This is a genomic window from Salinibacillus aidingensis, assembly GCF_039522525.1.
Taxonomy (GTDB): domain Bacteria; phylum Bacillota; class Bacilli; order Bacillales; family Alkalibacillaceae; genus Salinibacillus; species Salinibacillus aidingensis.
The window spans coordinates 1-22,364 of sequence record NZ_BAAADO010000004.1; the positions used below are offsets into that span (position 1 = coordinate 1).

The window sequence follows — 22,364 nt, forward strand, 5'->3', positions numbered from 1 at the left end:
AAGGTGTTATTACATCATCAGTACAAAAATATAAAAGTTCGGGTCGCATAAATTAGGAGTGAGCGAAGTGCTCACCCCAACATTTGACTTGGAACCAAAATATTATAGCTCTTTAAAGATATCAACATCTTCAACAGAAGTATATGGAGAAAATGAAAATCTTACTGACTCTCTCACTTCATCTATGTTTAGGCCAATTTCCTGTAAAACATGAGACGGCTTTGTACTACTACAGGCAGAACCTGAGGAAGCAGCAATAATTGGCGATAATTTCTTTAACAGTATTTCATTATTTAAACCTTTGAATCTAACATTCACAATTCCTGGTATTTTGTTTTCAGAATCTGAATTATAGGCTATTCTATTGCCAAATTTTTCATTTAACAGTTGTAGCAATTTTGCTTCAAGCTGTTCCAAGGCGTATATATTGCGTTCAAAGTTCTCCTTAGCTATTCTTGCAGCTTCACCAAATCCAGCTATATTATGGACGGAATAAGTTCCACTTCTTATTCCTTCTTCCTGACCACCACCATGAAATAGGGGAGTGAGGGGTGTTAATTTTCCATATTCATCACTTCGAATGAATAATGCTCCAACACCTTTTGGACCGTGCATCTTGTGTGCTGAGCAGGATAGAAATGTAACACCATCCAAGAACTGCAAATCAATATTTAACTTACCTAATACTTGAGTAGCATCAGTATGAAAAAAAACGTCTCTTTCTAGGCAAATTTCAGAAATCCTCTTGATGTCATTAAGGGAGCCTATTTCATTATTACCCCACATAATACTAACTAAAATTGTATCTTGTCGAATAGAGTCTTTCAGATCTGACGGATTGATTCTGCCGTAATGATCGACGTCCAGGTACGTTACTTCAAAACCTTTTGTCTTAAGAAACTCACACACGTCTAAAACTGCGTTATGTTCTGTCTTTGTTGTGATAATGTGTTTACCTTTATCTGAGTAGTAGTCTGCTACACCTTTTATAACAATATTATTACTCTCAGTGGCTCCACTAGTAAAGATTACCTCATGTTCTTTAGATTGAATGAGATTAGCAACGTGTGTTCTTGCTTCTTTTACTGCTATTTTTGCATTTTCAGCTAATTCATAATACTTTCCTGAAGGATTACCAAATTCTTCTGATAAATAAGTAACCATTTTATCCTTAACTTGCGGAAGTATTGCGGTCGTAGCACTATTATCTAAATAGAGCATTAAACTTCCTCCTTAAAATGATCTTCAGACAGTTTGATTAAATTATTTAGTAGCTTTTGATAGTTACCAGCATGTTTATATTCATGTTCTAACAATTTTACCCCACGTTCCAAATGAGCATTAAATACAGCCGGAAAATAGGCTTCTTCAGGAATATTTCTTCTTGCATGCTGCCTAATTAAAGCCTTATAAAAGTAATCTCTTTCACCAGTTAAGGTGTTTCGATTAAATTCTAACCCGCTACTATCGGCTTGTACTTCTTCGGGCTCTGATGGGTCTAGAATTGATAATGAAATAGATATTCTTGCTAATAGATTAGGAGTTAAGCCTGTTGCACTTTGTAAGTTTTTAAGTGAATTGGCTGTGCTTGCTGTTGTTTTTAGACGGAAATTCAATTAACTCCCACCTTTACGTTATGATTAAAGAAATGTGATTCAATTTCTGTTTTCTTTTCTAAATTGTTGTAGTTCAAAGTATATTCATTTGAAATAAATGGAGACAATTTTTCATATAACTCCTCACTAATTTCAGAATCGGTAGACAAGATCATTATTTGATCACTAAATTTAGGTATTAGTTTCGTGATAATCGACTGTTTATGTTCTTTATCAAGTCTTCCTAGCAAAGTATCCAGAATAAATGGTAGTTGCTTTTTAGAAGAGGTTATAGTACCCCATATAACTGACAAGACAAGTAGTTCTTTCTCACCAGCGGAAAGTATCTCTTTGTCTATTTCTTCATTTTCATAACCTACAAGAGATAATTGGAAAGTCTTAAAGTCAATCTTGATTTGATTAATAAATAAATCTTTTCTTAATAATTCATTAATCATTTTAGAGGAGAAGTACTCAACATCTTTTAACTTCTTTCTTAATTGATTTTCTTGGAACTTTTTACTTATATTAATGACTTTCTGAGATTCATTGTAAGAAGACTTCGTTTTGTACAGGTTATGAAGATCATTTTTAACTTTCTCATACTTTTTATTAAGAGACTCAATCTCATCCTGTAGAGGAACAATTTGACCTTGTAATTGGCTAATCTCATTTTCTAATTTTGCGATCTCATGAGTATAACGCTCCATAGCAATAATCATCTCCGAAAATTCGGAAGATGTTTCGTTATCTTTTAATTTACGTCTAAGTTGTTGGAGTTCTTCTAGGTCATTTTTGTTTTTACTAATTAAATTGGATATTTCGTGTAATTTATTAATGTTGGTTTCAGATAACAAGGAAAAAACTGATTGTGCCTCAGTCTTTGAGGCATTGTGAATGATATCAACATCTTTATTTTCAGCTAAATGCCCCATTAAAGTATTCTTTAATTTTGCTTCCTTTTCATTGTTCTGTTGAATTCCTAATTCATTAACAATTTCACTTAATGGGAGATTGCTAATTTTATCTTTTAAAATATTTGATATATGATACTCTTCCTCATCTTTTAATTGTTGAACAAGATTAACTAAATTCGGGATAGCAATATAAAATGGTAGATCGGTAGCAATAAACTCTTTTATTTTGTCATTGACATGCTTTCTCTCCGTCTCTAATGCCGAAATTCTGTTTTCTACTTTTGTTCTTTCTTCATAAATTAATCCGCCATGAAGGGAGAACTCCTTTTTAGTTTCATCAAATTTTTGCTTATTGATTTCAAGCTCTTCTTTTTTTGTATTAAGGTCATCATTTAACTCCTTCAATAATTCAAGCTTAGAAGTTAAGTCTTCTTCAATTACTTCCTTGTCATTTTCTAAACTGGCTTCCTTACTCGTTTTAGAACTTTGAGAAATATAATTCTCTAGATCTTTTTCAAGGTTATGAAAAAGATCTAGATTGAATAAATGAGATGACAGATCCTTAATATATTTCGAAAGAGTATCTTCACTTGTCAATCTTGATATATCTTCCCCGTCAAATAGACAAAGTTCAAGAAGGGAAGGGGGAAATGTCGTTCTTAACGATTCAAAGAATTCATCTTTTTGTACTTCGTTTAAATGTTCATCATCTTTTATAACGGCTACTTTTTCTTTAATCGACTTTTCAGTAACATTCCAGCTTCTAACTATTGATACATTTATATTTTTGAAATTCTCAACTGTTTTAAAATCAATACGAATCTTAAAATGATTGTTAGAGTATGCTTCTAACGCATTAGAATTTAGCAACCCTCTTACTTTTTTTAAATATTCATTAGATTCTGTTTTGTACCCATAAGCAAGAGGTCCATAAAGAGCTAAACGAACACTATTTAAAAATGTTGTTTTACCTGAGCCGTTTTTCCCGCCTATTATAATAGTATTTTTATCATCTTTTGTGTCAAAAGAGAAGCGGTTTACTCCTAGATACGGGCCAATATTTGTTAAAACTAATTTCTTAAAGATCATCTCTTGTTGGTCCTTTCATTTCAAAGTTATAGGTGTAAGTAATCCTGTTTTAAAGCAGATGATATTTTATCCATTAATCCTCTCTTAACTTTGAAACCAGAATAGTCTTTTTCGATTAAGAGTAATTTTTTCATAAGTTTAAAGTCCAAGCCTTCTTCGTGGCACATCATTTCTAGCTGTGATAATTCTTCTTCGTCAAAAATTAAGCTCTCATCTTGTTCCCATTCTAAGTCATGACCCATTATATCTTTATATAGTTTTGGTAGGCTATCCTCAAAGTCACCATGGTCAAACCATATTTTTCTAATTTCCTTTAATTCATCCAGCCTGATTAATTCGTATTCCTCGTCGTGTGGGTGTTTTAAGTTCTTTTGTACTTTTAGAAGTCTTTCTAATATTTCTCGTCTAGCTTCTAGGGTAAAAGGTCCAAGTCCTAATCTACATAAATTACCATCTTCATCTTTAATTAAAATATTCGGATCATCAGATGTGGAGAGGTCAATATTATGCTCTTTAATATAATCATTTAGTTGATTCTTATCTACGATGTCAAAGTCATCAATTGGGATCAATTCTTTTTTTCTGTATCCTTTTTTAGGCACTAAAATACACTCTTTACCTTCATGTTCTTTGATCTGCATTGGTCTGAAGTAGATTTGTCCGTTCATTCGATATTTCATACGCATTGTACGGTCATCTCTTATTGATGTTAACCAATTCCTAAAATTAAGGAGAGGTTTCATCCAATCATGGCCATTATCTATAAAACCTGTTAATGCTTTATCTTCATTAACAACTGTACAAACCCAACAACCAAAACGTGAATTACCACATGAACCGGCTGATTCTTTAACAGTTTTATCAACCACGAGAGGACACTCACCACTATTTGAATCGCTGTATAAACGATAGAGTTCCTGATTGTCATCCCCCCATGGAGAATTAAAGTTTAGTAAATATCCCCAAACATCGTCTAGATCAAACCGCTTAATAGGAGCATAAACATATGCGTTTGAAAGAGTGGAATGTCTCATTAGAACTTTTCCGTCAACAGAATGTGATTTAATAACATTAGCACGAGTAGCACTTTCTTGCTCTCGAACACCTAACACCATAATTACCTCACCAAATGTATTTACTTTGTCCTTTATAAACTGATTTGCTGGATCAATTTTTAATCGATCTGTACACCATCTAAATTGCTGGTTTGGAGAAGGATAGCCTTTACCAATAATATTTACCCAGAAGGATTGATCAACCATTGGTTTAACCTTATGGGTTTCAATAGGAAGCCCTAATTCGATCGCTTTTTCTTCAACTCGCCTTAGAGTAGTGTTAATAGATTGGATAATCAATGGCGTTTCAACTAGGGTGTCTGAAGAAATTACATACACTTTCTTCGTTAATTGATAAGTTTCTAATTCAGAAAGTGCCTCAAAAACTAGTTGAACTACAACAGTTGAGTCCTTTCCACCACTATATCCGAGAACCCATGGTCGATCATCGGAAAGATAAACCTCTTTAATTTCTTTTTTGGCTTGTTCTACGAGGGAATTATCTATATCATTATTTTCTTTTTCATTATACATCTCAGTTATGATACCCATACTCATTTTGATACTCCTTTCAGAAACTCATCTTCCATACTAGATTCTTGTTGTGTTAAAGGTAGTCCTAGCAGCTTTTTAATTTGAATAGCCGTCAACTTTATGGTTTGTGCATTTTTTTGAACACGCCCATTTTTAATAGAACGTCCTTCCCATAATTCTGAATTTGTTCTAGACCAATCAATATTTTTTAGTTTTTTAATGTAAGATTTCCATTCATCTGTATGGTATTTTCTTAAATAATTACCAACAAGCCCAATTGCTTCAAAGAAAACACCATGTCCAATAATATAATTCATTCTCAAATCTTTCGGAGAAATCTGTTTATTTAACACTTGGTTCCATTCATCAAGAGAACTTGTTAAGGTTTCCCAAAAGAGTTTTAAGAATTCTTCATCATTATCACTAATTGAATCTCCCTTCGCCACTCCTAAAATTTTCAGATTACTATTAAAAATATGATTCAAGGCTACAAGTTTTGGGGAATTTTTTGATAAGGAGACTTTTTCTTTGTCCGTGTATCTTTTTAATAAAGGAATGGAATCAACAATATCCTTTGTAACCATAGAAAGTTTATCTCGGTAATCATATAAAATACCGATTGATGAAGTGGTATTCACCGCATGTCTATTTAAATCTGAAAAGATTTGTTGAGATTTTTTTAAACCTGTATCAATAAAAAATACAACAGAAATCGTCTCACTACCTAATTCAGGGTTAATTTTCAGTGCTTCTTCAATCGCTGCACGACGATGCTGTCCATCGTTAATTAAAAATCTTGAATCCAGGGAAATTGCTAGCATACCCATGTCCTTAAACGTGTTATCCTTAGAGACTGGGGTGAAATCAACGTCACCATCAATAGAAGCAGTAAGTGAAGAAAAGACGTAATCATCAGGGTTATCAATTATGTAATTGGTAATATCAGGTATTCTGTTTTTATTTAAAATTCGTTGAGCTCTATGTTCAGGTGGAATTTCATCCTCGTCAAACAGGAATATTTTTGGTATCACACGTAGTGGACACATTGCAATATAGTAATCTTGACCAGCCTGAACCCCTTTAATAGCTGGGAAGTTATAACTGAAACCAAAATCCATCCAATCACTCCTAATTACGTACGTAATCTTATGTATTTATTATGTAATTAAATCAGCTAAAAATCAAATGAAATCACTCAAAAATCATATCAATTCTAGTAGAACATTTGAACCGCATTTTTCCATTCTCTTATACTCCTTTTTTTAACAGTTTAAAAGTCTCTTTTCATACTAATAGACAAATAGACGAGAGATTCTGTTGAAGAAAAGAAAGATTAGTTCAATCATTAAGATATGCGTTGTTTTCATGTTTTTTATTTTTATTTAAAATCTCAATATTTACATTCATTTGGTAAACGGCAGGAAAGGTTGTGAATGTTGACTAGAGGCGTTTCTGTACATGCCGTTGGAAAACACAATGGCTGTATTTGAAAAGCTTTTTATATGAAATCCGATTATACTGAGATAGGTGTGGATAATGACCAAGGATGGAGAAGTAATTACCATTTCATTATACAAAAGTGGACAGGACAACAACGGAATTTGTTGGTGATTTTACATTGAAGGAAATTCTGCAATTGGATGCAGAAAGCATTTTAGTTGAAGAATTTACAGGCGAAAAGGTTCTAGTTTATGAAATATCGTGGATACTGTTCGTGAGAAAAACTGGGATATTAATTGAATTGAAATCACCAGGCTATATCCTGGAATTGTAGAATAAATTGGGGATTTATTAATAAAGCGTAACAGGCATCTTTCGAATAACAATAAGTTGATCATCAAATGTTCAACCATGAGTTGATCCAAAGATCCAATGAACTGCAATTGAATATTCTGTTTGATGCAATTGCAGGAAATACCTGGGATGATGTAACAAACGAACAGCTATTTATGAGAACCTGTATATTCTAGTAAGTGGCATTCTCTTTTTTATAAAGGAAGCGCTCTTCATAAGTATCCTAGTCGATGCAAGTATAGAAAAAACTATGTACATAAAAATGTTGGGTTTACACTAAGTCGAAGTAGGATGGGACATGGGGACTTCCCCCCACATCCCATATTATAGTATTTGTTTCAATTATTGAGTAGTCGTAAATGATTAACTCATTTGTCATAGAAAGGATTATCTCTACGATAGGGTAATTACTTAAATTTGAGTCTTTACATAATCACCTATAATCCCTTCAAAGCTTCCTCAATCGTCTGATCCCCTGATAGTAAATCAAAGGACTTTTTATAGGTATTTTCCTCATCAAGACAGGCGAGAACCGTTTTGGCTACATCTTCACGGGGGATGGAACCGCCTTCTGTCATATTTTCCGCAACCTGAATGTGGCCTGTTCCTGCTTCATTTAACAGGCCGCCGGGGCGCACGATGGTGTAGTTTAATTCGCTGTCAATTAAAGCCCGATCTGCATAATGCTTAGCGACATAGTAGGCCTTGAGCGGTTCATACCAGTTTTCCCGGTTGTTTGCCTGAAATGCACTGACCATGACAAATCGTTTCACATCCGCCTGCTGGGCTGCTTCAATGGTTTTGATGGCCCCATCCAGATCGACAAGCAACGTTTTATCGGAACCGGTGCTGCCACCTGAACCAGCGGTAAAGACCACGGCATCACAATCACTGGCAGCATGCTGAATGTCCTCCACAGACCCTTCCAGGTCCGCAAGTACGGTTTCAATTCCTTCCTGTTTGAATGCTTCTGCCTGCTCTTCTTTTCGAACCATCGCTTTAACGGTGTGTTTGTCGCTATTATGTAATAACTGGACAAGCTGCTTTCCAATTTGACCATTCGCTCCTGCGACGAGTGTTTTCATTTCTTTGCTCCTTTCGTTTTGCATCGTACATTTTCAGTATTTCAAACTCGCATCAAATTATCAAATCTTGTGATACATCCGGGTGAATAGGTTCAGGACAAGGATGTGAAATCCAGTGTTTGCTGGATGTTGTATTGCTTCAGTTTTTTATATAAGGTTGTTCGGCTGACCCCTAAGAGCTGTGCCGTCCTGGTACGATTTCCGCCACATTCCTTAAGCGCTTTCAAAATAGCCTGCTTTTCTGAACTGTGTACTGATTTTTTTCGCTTGTCGGCCAGGTCAAAATCAGGTTGATCACGTTTTTTGTGTGAATCCTGATTTGCCTCGAGTAGATTCAGTTCATCAGGCAAATGATGGGGTTCGATCCAATTGGATGGGCAAAAGTGAACCGCTCGTTCTAAAACATTTTCCAGTTCGCGAATATTCCCCGGCCAGTGATATTGTTCAAATTTCTGAATGACGTCAGGGGAGACGCCAGCAATGGTTTTATTGGTTTTGGCATTAATTTTCGTTATGAAATGTTTACAGAGAAGGGGGATGTCATCCAGGTGTTCCCGTAATGGCGGAATTTTGAGACGAATGACGTGGATCCGGTAAAACAAATCCTCTCTGAAATCCCCATTTCGGACCAGCTTGGCTAAGTCTTTATTCGTAGCTGCCAGGATCCGGACATCTACTTTGGTGGGCTGGGTTGCTCCGATTTTCTCGAATTCCTGCTCCTGAAGAACACGCAGCAGTTTGGTCTGCAAAGTTAAAGGCATATCCCCGATTTCATCGAGAAAAAGGGTGCCTTTGTGAGCCAGTTCGAACTTTCCGGGTTTTCCTCCTTTTTTCGCTCCTGTAAACGCCCCGTCCACATAGCCAAAAAACTCTGATTCCAATAGCTCCTCCGGGATAGCGGCACAGTTGACTTTGATAAAGGACCCTTTTCGGCCGGAATGATGATGGATCCCCTCTGCAAAAAGCTCCTTTCCTGTTCCGCTTTCCCCTGTAATCAGGATATTTGAAAAGGACTTGGAGGCAATCATCGCTTCATCCTTTACTTTATTCATTTGATCATTGGAGGTAATGATGGGGGTGAAAGGGTTTGATTTTTTGGACATTCGCATGAGTTCTTTCCGGTAAAAGGACACTTCACTTTCCAGTTTCTCCATATGTAATAAAATGTCCCGCCAAGTGTCCAGCTGTTGGAAGATGATCTTAAATATAGTACCGATTTTCTGTCCATTTTGATAAATAGGCATACTGGTTGCGATGCATTTTTTTCGGTTGATTTCGATGAGTTCTCCTTCCACTTTCTCCTTGTTTTTCAAGGTTTGATTCGTATGAATTTCTGGAGCAATCGCAGACAGAGGCTCACCCATAACTTCTTCCTTCGTTTGAATTTGATAAAGATTTAGAAAGCCGCGGTTGGTTCTCGTAATTTTTCCATGGTTATCGGTAATGATGACGGCATCATAAGCCAGTTCCAAAGCGCTGTCCAACAGCTGCTTTAGGTGGGTTGTTGTCTCCAGTTCATCAGCAATTTTTTCATAAGAGGTGACATCCCGCAGTACAACCATGGCTCCTGATACCCGGTTGAGTTCCCGAATGGGGATAAAGGAAGCGATAACGGTCTGGTTGTAAATGGTCATTCGTTTTGCATCAATGATGGTCCCTTTCCGGATGGCTTCGGACAACCTTTTTCCCAGTTCAGGAAAGAGCCTTATGATGTGTTCAGGCTGAAGATCCTGTTTCTCGATTTTTAGAAGCTTAAGAGCGGTTTGATTATAAGCTGTTACATTAAGGGATGAATCAACAGAAATAACGGATTCCTGGAGGTTTTCAATAAGCGAGGTCATGCGGTTGATGGTATGTTCCAATGCCGTCATGTGAGAGGTGACTAGGTCTGATTTTGACATTATGCCGAAAATTTTTTCCTGATGATCAAGAACAACCGCCTGGCTTACATTGCCTTCCATCATTTTGTCTCTGGCTTCATAGAGGGTCTGATCCTTATGAATGGTAATGACTCTGGTTTTCATCAGGGGCTCGATACCATCATCCAGGGAGGACTGATTGAGCAGCGCCCGGTAAATGGAATATTTGTGGACGATTCCCAGTAATTGATCCTGATCGGTTACGCAGCCCATATCGACCTGATGATGAAGGAACGCTGACAGGGCTTCTCTTATTGTGCTATCCAGTGAGAGTTGAACATAGTTTACCGTCGTAAAATTTTTTACCTTCAAGTATGCTCCCCCTCCTAAATTATTAGAAAATTCAAACGAAACTAATTTTATTATAGCGTAAGTCAACCGAACTGACAATGAACAGTTGTAAAGGGGAGTACACAATTGTAAACCTTTCTTTACACATGTGTACAGTTGACGGCCGTGTCTGAAAAAGAATTCTCTGACACAAGAAAAATTTTTACCCGGGAGGATCATGGGCGTAAGGGAATGATTGGGTAAAAAATAATTGAATATTATGAATTTGGCATGAATTTTGCATGATACATGTAGTGAAGAGGAAAATTGATATTTTTGGGGAGGCAGTCAATGAAGTATGAAACGATTCTTTATGAAGTGAAGGACTATGTCGCAAAGCTTACCATTAACCTGCCGGATATGCGCAATCCGCTGACAGAGCAATCAGCCGGGGAGCTGCTGTCAGCCATAAGAGAGGCGGACCGGGACCCTGAGGTAAGGGCGATTGTCATCACCGGGGCTGGCAAGGCTTTTTCTGCCGGTGGAAATTTAAATGAATTTAAGAAAAATCTCGAAAAAACCGCACCTGAACTGTATTTTGAAGGGCGGGGGAGTACGGAGCTTTTTAAGGCCGGAGCCGAAGTAAGGACACCGCTGATCGCCAGTGTAAATGGGCCGGCACTTGGAGGAGGGACCGGTCTGGTGGCGATGTGTCACATTGCAATTTCCTCCAGTGAAGCGAAATTGGGGCTTACAGAGCTAAAGCTTGGTCTTGTGCCCTTTGTCATTATGCCCTGGGTACGAAGGGCAGTAGGGGAAAGAAAGTTTCTTGAAATGATGCTGACCGCTCAAGTTTTTAAAGCAGAAGAGGCGAAGGAATGGAATCTTGTCCATCAGGTGGTCGAACCGGAAATTCTTGAAGAAGAAACGATGAAACTGGCCCATCAGGTGGCATCCTTCAGTCCGCTGGCCGTTCAGTTAAGCCTGGATGCCTATTTTCAGTCGGAACAGATGGATCGAATGAAGTCCTTTGATTTCCTGTCAGATTTACGCCTTGTCTCGTTTATGAGTGAGGATCTGAAAGAGGGAGCCAGTGCATTTCTGGAAAAGCGCACCCCGCAGTGGAAGGGGAAATAAATTTTTAAAGGGGGAAATGGGGATGGGTGATATTCAGGCCACCATGGCAGCGAATGTCTGGAAGGTAGAAGTGGAGGAAAAGGACGTGGTAAAAGCGGGAGATATTGTCGTCATCCTGGAATCTATGAAAATGGAAATTCCGATTGAAGCAGAACAGGATGGAGTGGTCACCGCAGTAGAAACTGCAGAAGGCGACTTTGTTCAGGAGGGCCAGGTGCTGTTAACCATAAGTGAAGAATCATAGAAAGGAGACAGATACGGTTATGAAAAAGGTGAGAATCGGAGCTGCACAGGGCTTTTACGGGGATACCATTGAACCTGCTGTCGCCACGGCAAAAAAAGGGGATGTGCAATATATCTGCTTTGATGCCCTGGCAGAACTGACGATGGCAATTTTGAAGAAGGACCAGATGAAAAATGAAAAGGCCGGCTACACGAAGGATATTTCCCTGCAGATGAAGGCGCTTCTTCCTTATGTGAGAGAGAAAGGAATAAAGCTCCTGACCAATGCAGGCGGCATTAATCCTGAAGGGGCCCAGCAGGAGATAATCCGGGTGGCTGAAGAGCTTGGCATGGATGATTTAAAAGTGGCTGTCGTTACGGGGGACAATGTACTCCACCGTATAGATGAATTTCAGGATCGGGGAATTTCACTCAACCACCTGGAAACGGATCAGCCGATCGAAACGGTAAAAGATAAACTTGTTTTTGCAAACGCATACATTGGAGCCAGACCCATTGTGAAGGCGCTGGAATCCGGCGCAGATATTGTGGTGACAGGCCGCACAACGGACACCGCCCAATTTCTTGCTCCCTTAATCCATGAATTTGGCTGGGGAGAAGAGGAGTGGGATAGACTTGCAAGCGGTGTGTTTATGGGGCATTTACTGGAATGCTCGGCCCAATCTACAGGTGGAAATTTTAGTGGGAACTGGTGGGAGATTGAGGGCTTTGACCGGATTGGCTATCCGATTGCAGAGTTCAGCGAAAATGGAGATTTTACCGTAAGCAAAGTGGAAGACCGTGGTGGATTAGTAACAGTGGACACCGTCAAAGAACAGATGCTTTATGAAATTCATGACCCCGCGAACTATATCACACCGGATGTGGTCGTTGATATTACAAATGTGCAACTCGAAAATACCGGTCCGAATAAGGTCAAAGTGACAGGCACCCGCGGGAAACCCCGTCCGGAAACCCTGAAAGTCGTCATGGGCTATGAAAATGGCTATACAGGTCAGGTGATGGTTGGATTTTCCTGGCCCGATCCTCTAAAAAAGGCGAGAAAAGTAGATGAAATCATCCGAAAGCAAATCAAGCAACGAGGGCTGGACTATGACGAGGTCAGAACGGATTTTGTCGGCTATAATTCCCTGCATGGACCGTTAGCTCATGAGTATGAAGAGGATTTAAATGAAATCTATTTACGCATGGCTGTTCGGGCGAAAACAAAAAAAGAGGCAGCAAAATTCAGCCGCTTATTCCCGCCATTAGCCCTGAATGGTCCTCCGACAATGAGTGGTTTTACCGGGAACACAGCACCACGGGCACTGATTGGAATGTGGTCAGCGTTAATACCCCGGGAGCTGGTTGAGGATCACATTCAGATAAAAAATGTGGAGGTGTCGGCCATTGGCTAGTGTGCAGTTAAAAGACGTAGCCCAGGCGCGGGCCGGAGATAAAGGGAACAAGGTGAATATTGGCCTGTTTGCACCTGATGAGGAGTGGTTTGAACGTTTTAAATCCCAGGTGACTCCTGAACGGGTAAAGGATCATTTCAAAGGGCTGGTAAAAGGGGATGTGGTCCGATATGAGCTTCCGAATATTCATGCCTTTAATTTTGTCTTAACAGAAGCGCTCGATGGTGGAGGTTCTTCTTCCATCAGGATGGATAATCTGGGGAAGTGCTTCGGCGCCAATTTGCTGCGAATGGAAATTAATGTAAGTAAAGAAGTGCGAAAAGAAGAAAAGAGGTGAAAGGAATGCCCTATGAACCTTATTTGACCGAAGAACATGATCAATTAAGGGCAACGATTCAGAAATTTGTGGAGAAGGAGATTTCCCCTTACGTCGATGAATGGGAAGCGGCCGGTGAATTTCCAAGAAATCTGTTTGAACGGATGGGAGAGCTGGGATTTTTAGGCTTTCATTATCCTGAATCTGTCGGAGGGCAGGGGGGCGATTATTTTACCAAGCTTGTCCTGGCAGAGGAATTAAATAAATGCGGCTGCGGCGGGGTACCGATGGCCATTGCGGTGCAGACGGATATGGCTACACCACCGATTTATAAGTTTGGCAATGCGGATCAGCATGAACGTTTTCTGACCCCTGCGATAAGAGGTGAAAAAATTGCCGCCATTGGCATTACGGAGACGAATAACGGTTCGGATGTACAGGGGATTCAGACGCGGGCGAGAAGAGATGGCGATGAATGGGTGATTAACGGAACGAAAACCTTTATTACCAATGGGACGAAAGCGGACTTTGTGATACTTGTTACCCGAACCTCGGATGAACCGGGCGCAGATGGAATCAGTCTGTTTCTGGTGGATACAGATACGCCTGGGTTTTCGGTTGGGAAAAAACTCGACAAAGTGGGGATGCGTTCCTCGGATACTGCTGAACTGATTTTTGATCAAGTCCGGGTTCCAAATGAAAATTTACTCGGGGAAGAAGGCAAGGGATTCTATCAAATTATGTGGCAGCTTCAGGGAGAACGGATGATAGGAGCTGCAGGTGCCATAGGCGGTGCTGATTTCGCTTATGAGCAGGCGCTGAACTATGCCCGAAATCGTATTGCTTTTGAACAGCCCATCAGCCGTTTTCAGGTGATCTCCCACTTGCTGGCGGAAATGAAAACGGAAATGGAAGTATGCCGTGAGCTCACCTATGCTACCGCTTACCGCTTCTCTAAGGGGGAGGTTCCGGCGAAAGAGATTTCCATGACGAAATTATCGGCGGTCCAGATGGCCCATTGGGTAGCGGATCGGGCTCTGCAAATCCATGGAGGACACGGGTACATGGCGGAGTATCCGATTGAGCGTAACTGGCGGGACAGCCGTCTGCCACGTATTGGCGGAGGGACAGACGAAATCATGAAAGAGATTATTGCCAAACAAATGGAAATTTAACATGGGAAGGGGGAAGGGCGATGGCGCATTGGATTTTTCAGGATGAACACCACATGTTCCGCAAAGCGGTGCGAAAATTTATTGAAAAGGAAATCATTCCGAATGTTGAAAAGTGGGAAAGAGAAGAGGAGGTTCCCAGGAGTCTGTATGAACGAATGGGAGAGTTAGGCTATTTGGGTATTAAATTTCCCGAAAAATACGGGGGAAGTGATTCAGATATCATTACGGAAGCCGTTCTGATTGAGGAAATGGCCAAATGCGGCTCCGGGGGTGTGGCAGCTGCCATTGGTGCTCATACAGGCATTGCAATGACAAACATTTGGAAGTATGGAAGTGAAGAGCAAAAGCAGAACTATCTTGTTCCAGGGATTAAAGGTGAAAAAATTTCCGCCTTAGCCATCACAGAGCCAAGTGGAGGATCGGACGTTTCTGCGATCAAAACGACAGCAAAGAAAAGCGGCAGCCACTATATTTTGAATGGCTCCAAAACGTTTATTACGAATGGGGTCAATGCGGACTATGTCATTGTCGCGGCGAAAACAAGAGAAGAGCCTGTTCATCGAAACATCAGCCTTTTTATCGTGGAAACGGACTGGGAAGGGTTCTCAGCAGGAAAGAAACTGAAAAAGCTGGGCTGGCATGCTTCAGATACAGGAGAATTATTTTTCGATGAGGTAAAAGTCCCGGAAGAAAATCTGATTGGCCGTGAACATGAAGGCTTTCTTTATATAATGGAAAACTTTCAATTTGAACGTCTCAGTATGGCCCTGGGCTGTGTGGGACTGGGTGAATTGGCGATTGAGACAGCGAAGAAATACAGTCAGGAGCGGATTCAGTTCAATCGTCCTTTATCAAAGTTTCAGGTACTGCGCCACAAGATGGTCGATATGGCTGTTGACCTTGAAAAGGCACGAAATATCACCTACCGTGCCCTGTATTTGTATAACAAAGGGGAGGATGTCGTTACAGAGGCGACCATGGCCAAGGTTTATGCGACCGAAATGATTCGCCGGGTAACGGACCAGGCCCTGCAAATTCATGGTGGAAACGGATATATGATGGAATATGACGTTCAGCGTTTCTGGCGTGACGCCCGTATTCAGTCGATTGGAGGCGGAACCACCCAGATCATGAATGAAATCCTGACGAAGCGTTTAGGAATTATCTCGTAAAAATGGAAAGGATGTGTGCCGTTTGGAAAGAGAGCGTAAAGTATTAGCGGAAAGAGAACGAATCCATAAAGGTGGAAAAAGCCACGATAAATTGGAGAAAGCGGGAAAACGGTTTGTGCGGGATCGTCTGAAGCTTTATTTTGATGAGGAAAAGCCTTTTTACGAAACCGGACTGTTTGCCCAGGTGCTGAATGAGAAGCTCCCGGCAGATGGGGTTGTAACCGGAACAGGGAAGATGGATGATCGAATCGTTTATTTTATGGCCAGTGATTTTACCGTGAAAGCGGGATCAATGGGGAAGTACCACAGTGAAAAAGTGCTGCGGATTCAGGAGGCTGCCATTCGCGGCAAGAGGCCTATTGTTTATATGATTGATTCTTCCGGTGGACGGATTGATGAAGCCGGTGGGTACCATGTTGAAAAATATTCAGGCGGGAAGATTTTCTATAATCATAGTATTCTATCAGGACGGGTGCCCCAGATTGCGGTGCTTTATGGTCCATGTTTTGCCGGAACAGCCTATATGCCTGTCTTTTCCGATTTCACCATTATGGTCGATAAAATGGCCGGAATGGCGATTGCCTCCCCAAGGATGGTTCAAATGGCGACGACGCAAAAGGTGGATATTGAGGAGCTGGGCGGGTCACATATGCACGCAACAAAGAGTGGATCGGCCGATTTTGTAGCAGAATCTGAAGAGCATGCTGCTGAAATCGTGAAAAAGCTGATGACCTATTTGCCGGATCATTTTGATGCTGAACTCCCGGAATTTCCTGCCGCGGATCCGAAACTGGACCCAAAGGACATCGACAATCTTATTCCCCAGGAGCCAAACCGGGCCTATGATGTCCATAAACTCATTGATTCCATAGTAGATGCGGATAGTTTCTTAGAGGTGAAAAAGGATTATGCAAAGGAACTGGTTACAGGCTTTGCCCGGCTGAATGGGAAAACAGTCGGTATTGTAGCTAATCAGCCGATGCATAAAGGGGGAGCCATTTTTCCGGAATCCTCTGATAAAGGAGCCAAATTTGTATGGACGTGTGATGCCTATAACATTCCGCTCTTATATCTTTGCGACACACCAGGCTTTATGGTGGGGACGAAGGTGGAACAGGAAGGCATTTTACGAAAGGGACGTAATTTTATCTTTGCCAGCTCCTGTGCTAATGTACCGAAACTGTGTGTGATCGTGCGGAAAGCCTATGGGGCAGGCATCTATGCCATGGCGGGCCCGGCCTATGAACCGGATACAACCATGGCTCTTCCGTCTGCTGAAATAGCCATCATGGGACCTGAAGCTGCGATCAATGCAGTCTATTACAATAAAATACAGGCGGTGGAGGATCCGAAAGAGCGGGCGGAATTAGTGAAAAAACTGCAGGAGGAATACCGGGAAGGCTATGATATTTTTAAGCTATCGGGTGAACTGGTTGTGGATGATTTAATAGTCCCAAGCGATTTACGTGAGGAGCTGATCAGCCGTTACGAAACCTTTGAAAATAAAGATTTTAAACTGCCTGAGAGGAAACACTCCACGATGTTGAGTTAATCCTCACTTGTTTTAAATATCTAAAGGAGGGTGATGTTTTGGAAACGACTGTTGGCAGCTGGATTACGAAGCATGCAAAGGCTGACCCTGATCGAATGGCCCTTATTTCACACGAAAAAAGGTTTACCTATGAGGAGTTTAATCATCGGGTGAACCGTCTGGGTCATGCTTTAATCTCACTTGGCGTCCGAAAGGGGGATCGGGTGGATGCACTTCTATTTAACACAAACGAAATTCTGGAGTCGATGTTTGCCTGTGCAAAAATAGGGGCCATATTTGTCCCGATCAATTTTCGCCTAAGTGTGGAGGAGGTTCATTATATTGTTCAGGATTCCCGGCCGAATCACTTTATTTATGATGAACGAATGAAGGCGCTGGTGGATCAATTGCGGGAGATGAAGTCCAGTATTTTAGAGTATGTTCACGTAGGCAATAATCCTCATGAGCTTGATTGGCGTTATGAACAGCTCATTGTCAATGCGCCACAGACAGAGCCTGTTATCAACGTATGGACAGAGGATATCCATATGATGATGTATACCTCAGGAACAACCGGTAAACCAAAAGGAGCGATGCTAAGCCACGGGAATACCCTGTGGAATGCGATTAACAGCATTCATGCCAGCCCTTTTGAGAAAAGTGATATTACCCTGTCCGCAGCACCTCTCTTTCATATCGGCGGCATGAGTGTTTTTACAACTCCTTTAATTTATAAGGGAGGAACCGTTATCCTGGATGACAGCTTTGATCCTGAGCGAACCCTGCAAAAAATACAGGAGGAAAACATCACAAGCCTCTTCTTAGTTCCTGCGATGTGGCAGGCGATCATGAATGTTGAGAACTTTGAAGACTACGATATATCATCCCTGCGCTTCTGTGTATCCGGGGGAGCTCCTTGTCCGATCACAGTGATTACCTTTTTCCAGGATAGGGGTATTCCTTTTTATGAAGGATTTGGACTTACGGAAACGGCTCCGTTTGTCTCGATTCTTGATGAAAAAAATACCTTGCGAAAAAATGGCTCTGTAGGCAAAGAACCGATGCACACCCGTGTCCGTATCGTAAACGACTATAACCAGGATGTGGAGACAGGGGAAGTAGGAGAGTTAATTGTTAAAGGTCCAAACGTTATGGCCGGCTACTGGAATAAACCAGAGGAGACAAGAAGGGTTCTGAAAAATGGCTGGTTTTATACAGGGGATTTGGCTAAATTTGATGAAGAAGGATTTATCTATATTGTGGACCGGAAAAAGGATATGATTATCACTGGAGGAGAAAATGTCTATCCCATTGAGGTTGAGCAGGCACTGTACCGTCATCCGAATATCCTGGAAACCGCGGTTGTCGGTTATCCTGATGAAGAGTGGGGAGAATCGGTTAAAGCTGTGATCGCACTGAAGAACAGTGAAGAAACATTAACACTGCAGGATATCCATGACTTTTTAGAAGGAAAAATTGCCCGGTTTAAAATGCCGAGAAAAATCGAAATGGTTGAGGAACTGCCAAGAAATGCAACAGGTAAAGTGTTAAAAACCAAACTGAGACAAAAAAGTCATTCCTGATTAGGAAGGGAGCGAGGAGCAAATGTACGATAAATATTTTGAATATTTTGAAAAAGGTGAAACGTGGAAGTCCAGAGCGAGGACCATAACGGAATCTGATCTCATCATGTTCAGTGCTTTGACCGGTGACTGGTATCCGCTTCATACCGACATAGAATACGCAAAAAAATCTCCTTTTAAACAGAGGATTGCCCACGGAATGCTGGTCCTTTCTATTGGAACAGGACTCACCAAAATGGAGCCTGAGATTATTGTGGCGAATTATGGGATTGATCAGCTGCGGTTCATTCAGCCTGTTTTTATTCATGACACCATCCATGTGGAATTAGAGGTTATGGATTTGAAAGATAAACAAAATGGTACCGGTGTTGTAACGGTGAAGCAGGCTACTTATAAACAAACCGGTGACCAGGTGATTACAGGGATTTCCAAGGCGTTAGTGAAAAAAGAATCGGAAAACTAAGGGAGGAATGAGGATGGAGAGTGTGGTAAGTCGAGTCGCTATTGGAGATATTATCCGGCGGAATGCAGGGAGGTTTCCGGATAAAAAGGCCATTATTGAGGGTGATAAGGAAATAACCTATCAGCAGCTGGATGAATTAACGAATCAGTTTGCCAACTATCTTCTTAATTCCGGGCATAAAAAAGGGGATAAGGTTCTGACGGTCTGCGGAAACCACTGGGAATATGTAGTGATTTCCAATGGGATTGCCAAAGCAGGTCTTATCTGGGTGCCTATCAACCCGGCTATATCTAAAGAGGAAAAGCAATATATTATGAATCTAATCGAACCCAAATTGATTATTGGTGATGCTGTCCTGATGGAGCCGGCTCTCGATGTATATCAAGAGTATTGCTCAACCTTTTTAGCCGTACGGGGAATTTTTGCCGGTGCCCAGCCATTTTTGCCTGCAATAGAAGATGAGGCGAAAAAAGAACCAGCTATAGAGATTCAGGATCGGGATACCGCTCAAATTATGTTTACCAGTGGTACGACCGGCAATCCAAAGGGGGTCATGATCAGTCATTTAGCCGTTTATATTGCCAGCCTGGGAAACATTATTGAAAGTAATTTTAATGAAGATGAAGTCGTCTTAACGATGATGCCCCTTTTCCATTGTGCCCAGCACACGTTTACGATGTCCACCCTTCATCGTGGGGCCACAACCGTCATTATCAGTGGCTTTGAACCGGAGCTGCTGATGAAAACGATACAGGATCATAAAATTTCGAATATGTTTGCACTGCCCATGATGTATCGAATGATTCTGGATCACCCGAAAAAAAGTGAATATGATTTGAGTTCATTAAGAAGGTGCACGTATGCGATGGCGCCTATGGATAAACGTTCCCTGGAGAGGTGCATCAATGAAATCTGCCCTCAGTTCGCTCTGGGTACAGGGCAGACCGAAATGTATCCATCAACCATGGTGTTCAGACCGGAAGAACAACTAAGAAGATTCGGCTCTTATTGGGGTACGTCTTCCCTGATTAATGATACGGCTGTTATGGATGATGAGGGCAATCTTTTACCTGAAGGCGAAGTCGGCGAAATTGTTCACAGAGGGCCGAACGTCATGAATGGCTATTACAAGAACGAAGAGGAAATGGAAAAAAGCCGGGCTTTCGGCTGGCATCATACAGGAGATTTGGGCTATTGGGATGAGGATCTGCAGCTGGTGTTTGTAGACCGGAAGAAAGACATCATTAAAACCGGCGGGGAAAATGTGCCATCGATTAAAGTGGAGAGTGTTTTACTGATGCATGAAGATATCGAAAATGCGGTTGCGGTCGGACTTCCGCATGAACATTGGTCCGAGGCTGTTACGGCATTTGTTGTAAGGAAGGAAGGAGCGGCCACCTCTTCCGATGATGTCATATCCTTCTGCAGGCAGCATTTAGGAGGCTTTCAGGTTCCAAAAGATGTTGTCTTTTTGGAGCAACTGCCGATGACATCAACAGGAAAAATTCAAAAACATATGCTCCGTCAGCAATATCAGAATCATTATCAAGTGACCAATGAACGATTTAAATGAAAGCGTTAACATATTGTGATAGAGTATAGAATAGAGATAGAAACAGTTAGTTCAGACAAAAGGAGGAACCGGTTTGTTTACGAAAATTTTAATCGCTAATCGTGGAGAAATTGCAGCCAGAGTCATTCGAACGTGTAAAAGAATGGGAATCCAAACCGTCGCCATTTATTCCGAGGCAGATGCAGACAGTCCACATGTGAAAATGGCGGATGAGTCGTATCTGGCTGGGGGCAATCAGGTCCAGGAAAGCTACTTAAATATGGACCGGATTTTTGAAATGATTCATGAAAGCGGCGCCGAGGCGGTACATCCCGGCTATGGATTGATGTCCGAAAATCCGGATTTTGCTAAACGGTGTCAGGAGGAGGGGATTGTTTTTATTGGCCCATCCCCTGATGTGATTGCCAGGATGGGAAGTAAAATTGAGGCGAGAAAAACGATGAAAGAGGCAGGTGTTCCCGTCGTACCCGGGATTCAATACCCGCTCGAGGATGGGGATGAGGCTGCCCGTGTGGCGAGTGAAATTGGCTACCCTGTTATGTTAAAGGCTTCTTCAGGTGGTGGCGGAATTGGTATGCAGCTTGCCCATAATGACGAAGAAGTGAAAAAAGCGTTCGAGGGAAATCAGAAGCGTGCGCAGACCTTCTTTGGAGACGGGGCAATGTATGTGGAAAAATCGATTCCGAACCCCCGTCATATAGAGATTCAGGTTTTAGCTGATCAGGCAGGAGAAACCGTTTATTTATGGGAACGGGAATGCTCCATTCAGCGACGGCATCAAAAGGTTGTCGAGGAGGCGCCTTCTCCATTTCTCGATGAAGCGACGAGAGAAAGGATGGGAATGGCGGCTGTCAAGGCGGCAAAATCTATTGGATATTGTAATGCCGGTACGATTGAGTTTTTAGTCGATGAGGATAAGAATTTTTATTTCCTGGAGATGAATACACGTCTTCAGGTGGAGCATCCGGTCACAGAAGAGATTACAGGCATTGATCTGGTGGAGGAGCAAATAAGGATTGCCAGTGGCGAGGCTCTAAGGCTTGAGCAGTCCGAGATAAAAAGGGAAGGGCATGCGATCGAGGTTAGAATTTATGCGGAGGATCCAAAGACCTTTTTCCCTTCCCCAGGGCAAATCACCCAACTGGACTATCCGGAAGGGGAACATATCCGTCATGAATTAGCCGTCCATTCTGAGTCCAAGGTTACTCCTTTTTATGATCCGATGATTGCAAAATTAATTGTAACAGGGCAGGATCGAAATGAAGGCATTGAAAGATTAGGAGATGTACTGGAGAACTATAAAGTAGAAGGAATTAAAACGAACATTCCGATGCTAAGGAAAGTGATTCAGCACCCAGCTTTTCAGGAAGGGAAAACAACCACAGATTTTGTCGAAAAATATTTGCAGGGAGAGCATGCGAAATCATAAAATTTGAAGATTTGATGTGACACTTACGGTTATAACGTCAGCATCTGATCTGGAGGTCCTGATCCAGGTCAGATGCTTTTTTATAGT

19 protein-coding genes are annotated in these 22,364 nt (G+C 41.4%); 12 read left to right on the plus strand and 7 right to left on the minus strand.

The features are described 5' to 3' along the window. Nucleotides 1–102 precede the first annotated feature (102 nt). Genes ABD006_RS09940 through dndB form a run of 5 tightly spaced genes read right to left on the minus strand, consistent with a single transcriptional unit; the run spans nucleotide 103 to nucleotide 6,308 of the window. A complete protein-coding gene (locus ABD006_RS09940) occupies nucleotides 103–1,221 on the minus strand; it encodes a cysteine desulfurase family protein (RefSeq protein ID WP_343840359.1) in 1,119 nt (372 codons plus the stop codon). Then, entirely contained in the window at nucleotides 1,221–1,616 is a 396-nt protein-coding gene (gene dndE, locus ABD006_RS09945; RefSeq protein ID WP_343840362.1) for a DNA sulfur modification protein DndE, read from the minus strand. The genes ABD006_RS09940 and dndE overlap by 1 nt, the downstream gene beginning before the upstream one ends. After that, the gene (dndD, locus tag ABD006_RS09950; protein ID WP_343840364.1) at nucleotides 1,613–3,601 is read right to left on the minus strand and encodes a DNA sulfur modification protein DndD; all 1,989 of its coding nucleotides are present in this window, start codon (nucleotides 3,599–3,601) and stop codon (nucleotides 1,613–1,615) included. Before dndD ends, dndE begins: the two co-directional genes overlap by 4 nt. Before the next feature lie 26 nt (nucleotides 3,602–3,627). Next, the gene (gene dndC, locus ABD006_RS09955) at nucleotides 3,628–5,214 is read right to left on the minus strand and encodes a DNA phosphorothioation system sulfurtransferase DndC (protein WP_343840366.1); all 1,587 of its coding nucleotides are present in this window, start codon (nucleotides 5,212–5,214) and stop codon (nucleotides 3,628–3,630) included. Then, nucleotides 5,211–6,308 (minus strand): DNA sulfur modification protein DndB, encoded by a 1,098-nt coding sequence (gene dndB / locus ABD006_RS09960; RefSeq protein WP_343840369.1) that lies wholly within the window; start codon nucleotides 6,306–6,308, stop codon nucleotides 5,211–5,213. The genes dndC and dndB overlap by 4 nt, the downstream gene beginning before the upstream one ends. 461 nt (nucleotides 6,309–6,769) lie before the next feature. On the opposite strand from dndB, the gene ABD006_RS09965 reads away from it, so the two are divergent. Then, nucleotides 6,770–6,964, plus strand: coding sequence for a hypothetical protein (locus ABD006_RS09965; RefSeq protein ID WP_343840371.1), 195 nt, complete (start codon nucleotides 6,770–6,772; stop codon nucleotides 6,962–6,964). 457 nt (nucleotides 6,965–7,421) lie between these two features. On the opposite strand, the gene ABD006_RS09970 is transcribed toward ABD006_RS09965, so the two are convergent. Both ABD006_RS09970 and ABD006_RS09975 read right to left on the minus strand, forming a co-directional pair. Further along, entirely contained in the window at nucleotides 7,422–8,069 is a 648-nt protein-coding gene (locus ABD006_RS09970; RefSeq protein WP_343840374.1) for an SDR family oxidoreductase, read from the minus strand. A 92-nt stretch (nucleotides 8,070–8,161) separates the two neighbouring features. Beyond that, a complete protein-coding gene (locus tag ABD006_RS09975) occupies nucleotides 8,162–10,300 on the minus strand; it encodes a sigma 54-interacting transcriptional regulator (RefSeq protein WP_343840375.1) in 2,139 nt (712 codons plus the stop codon). A 309-nt stretch (nucleotides 10,301–10,609) separates the two neighbouring features. Between ABD006_RS09975 and ABD006_RS09980 the strand changes: the two genes are divergently transcribed. The 11 genes from ABD006_RS09980 (at nucleotide 10,610) to ABD006_RS10030 (ending at nucleotide 22,277) form a co-directional block, all read left to right on the plus strand. Further along, a complete protein-coding gene (locus ABD006_RS09980; protein WP_343840378.1) occupies nucleotides 10,610–11,395 on the plus strand; it encodes an enoyl-CoA hydratase/isomerase family protein in 786 nt (261 codons plus the stop codon). A 22-nt stretch (nucleotides 11,396–11,417) separates the two neighbouring features. Beyond that, nucleotides 11,418–11,639, plus strand: a complete 222-nt coding sequence (locus tag ABD006_RS09985; RefSeq protein ID WP_343840381.1) for a biotin/lipoyl-binding carrier protein — start codon at nucleotides 11,418–11,420, stop codon at nucleotides 11,637–11,639. Continuing rightward, on the plus strand, nucleotides 11,626–13,035 hold the full coding sequence (locus ABD006_RS09990; RefSeq protein WP_343840383.1) for an acyclic terpene utilization AtuA family protein: 1,410 nt from the start codon (nucleotides 11,626–11,628) through the stop codon (nucleotides 13,033–13,035). Before ABD006_RS09985 ends, ABD006_RS09990 begins: the two co-directional genes overlap by 14 nt. 1 nt (nucleotide 13,036) lies before the next feature. Further along, nucleotides 13,037–13,372 (plus strand): AtuA-related protein, encoded by a 336-nt coding sequence (locus tag ABD006_RS09995; protein WP_343841486.1) that lies wholly within the window; start codon nucleotides 13,037–13,039, stop codon nucleotides 13,370–13,372. 5 nt (nucleotides 13,373–13,377) lie between these two features. Further along, entirely contained in the window at nucleotides 13,378–14,526 is a 1,149-nt protein-coding gene (locus tag ABD006_RS10000; protein ID WP_343840385.1) for an acyl-CoA dehydrogenase family protein, read from the plus strand. A 20-nt stretch (nucleotides 14,527–14,546) separates the two neighbouring features. Then, the gene (locus ABD006_RS10005) at nucleotides 14,547–15,698 is read left to right on the plus strand and encodes an acyl-CoA dehydrogenase family protein (protein WP_343840387.1); all 1,152 of its coding nucleotides are present in this window, start codon (nucleotides 14,547–14,549) and stop codon (nucleotides 15,696–15,698) included. 13 nt (nucleotides 15,699–15,711) lie between these two features. Then, nucleotides 15,712–17,250 carry an acyl-CoA carboxylase subunit beta gene (locus ABD006_RS10010; RefSeq protein WP_343840390.1) on the plus strand — a complete coding sequence of 513 codons (1,539 nt, stop codon included), beginning with the start codon at nucleotides 15,712–15,714 and terminating at the stop codon, nucleotides 17,248–17,250. Between the two features lie 38 nt (nucleotides 17,251–17,288). Then, nucleotides 17,289–18,812, plus strand: coding sequence for an acyl-CoA synthetase (locus ABD006_RS10015; protein WP_343840393.1), 1,524 nt, complete (start codon nucleotides 17,289–17,291; stop codon nucleotides 18,810–18,812). A gap of 22 nt (nucleotides 18,813–18,834) precedes the next feature. Then, nucleotides 18,835–19,275 (plus strand): MaoC/PaaZ C-terminal domain-containing protein, encoded by a 441-nt coding sequence (locus tag ABD006_RS10020; RefSeq protein WP_343840394.1) that lies wholly within the window; start codon nucleotides 18,835–18,837, stop codon nucleotides 19,273–19,275. Between the two features lie 13 nt (nucleotides 19,276–19,288). After that, a complete protein-coding gene (locus tag ABD006_RS10025) occupies nucleotides 19,289–20,848 on the plus strand; it encodes a class I adenylate-forming enzyme family protein (protein ID WP_343840396.1) in 1,560 nt (519 codons plus the stop codon). A gap of 73 nt (nucleotides 20,849–20,921) precedes the next feature. Then, nucleotides 20,922–22,277, plus strand: a complete 1,356-nt coding sequence (locus ABD006_RS10030; RefSeq protein ID WP_343840399.1) for an acetyl-CoA carboxylase biotin carboxylase subunit — start codon at nucleotides 20,922–20,924, stop codon at nucleotides 22,275–22,277. Nucleotides 22,278–22,364: the final 87 nt, after the last annotated feature.

Coding starts and splice junctions, on each gene's coding strand:
- ABD006_RS09940 (WP_343840359.1), bottom strand. CDS start 1,221: ATGCTCTATTTAGATAATAGTGCTACGACCGCAATACTTCCGCAAGTT.
- dndD (WP_343840364.1), bottom strand. CDS start 3,601: ATGATCTTTAAGAAATTAGTTTTAACAAATATTGGCCCGTATCTAGGA.
- dndC (WP_343840366.1), bottom strand. CDS start 5,214: ATGAGTATGGGTATCATAACTGAGATGTATAATGAAAAAGAAAATAAT.
- dndB (WP_343840369.1), bottom strand. CDS start 6,308: ATGGATTTTGGTTTCAGTTATAACTTCCCAGCTATTAAAGGGGTTCAG.
- ABD006_RS09970 (WP_343840374.1), bottom strand. CDS start 8,069: ATGAAAACACTCGTCGCAGGAGCGAATGGTCAAATTGGAAAGCAGCTT.
- ABD006_RS09980 (WP_343840378.1), top strand. CDS start 10,610: ATGAAGTATGAAACGATTCTTTATGAAGTGAAGGACTATGTCGCAAAG.
- ABD006_RS09985 (WP_343840381.1), top strand. CDS start 11,418: ATGGGTGATATTCAGGCCACCATGGCAGCGAATGTCTGGAAGGTAGAA.
- ABD006_RS10000 (WP_343840385.1), top strand. CDS start 13,378: ATGCCCTATGAACCTTATTTGACCGAAGAACATGATCAATTAAGGGCA.
- ABD006_RS10005 (WP_343840387.1), top strand. CDS start 14,547: ATGGCGCATTGGATTTTTCAGGATGAACACCACATGTTCCGCAAAGCG.
- ABD006_RS10020 (WP_343840394.1), top strand. CDS start 18,835: ATGTACGATAAATATTTTGAATATTTTGAAAAAGGTGAAACGTGGAAG.
- ABD006_RS10025 (WP_343840396.1), top strand. CDS start 19,289: ATGGAGAGTGTGGTAAGTCGAGTCGCTATTGGAGATATTATCCGGCGG.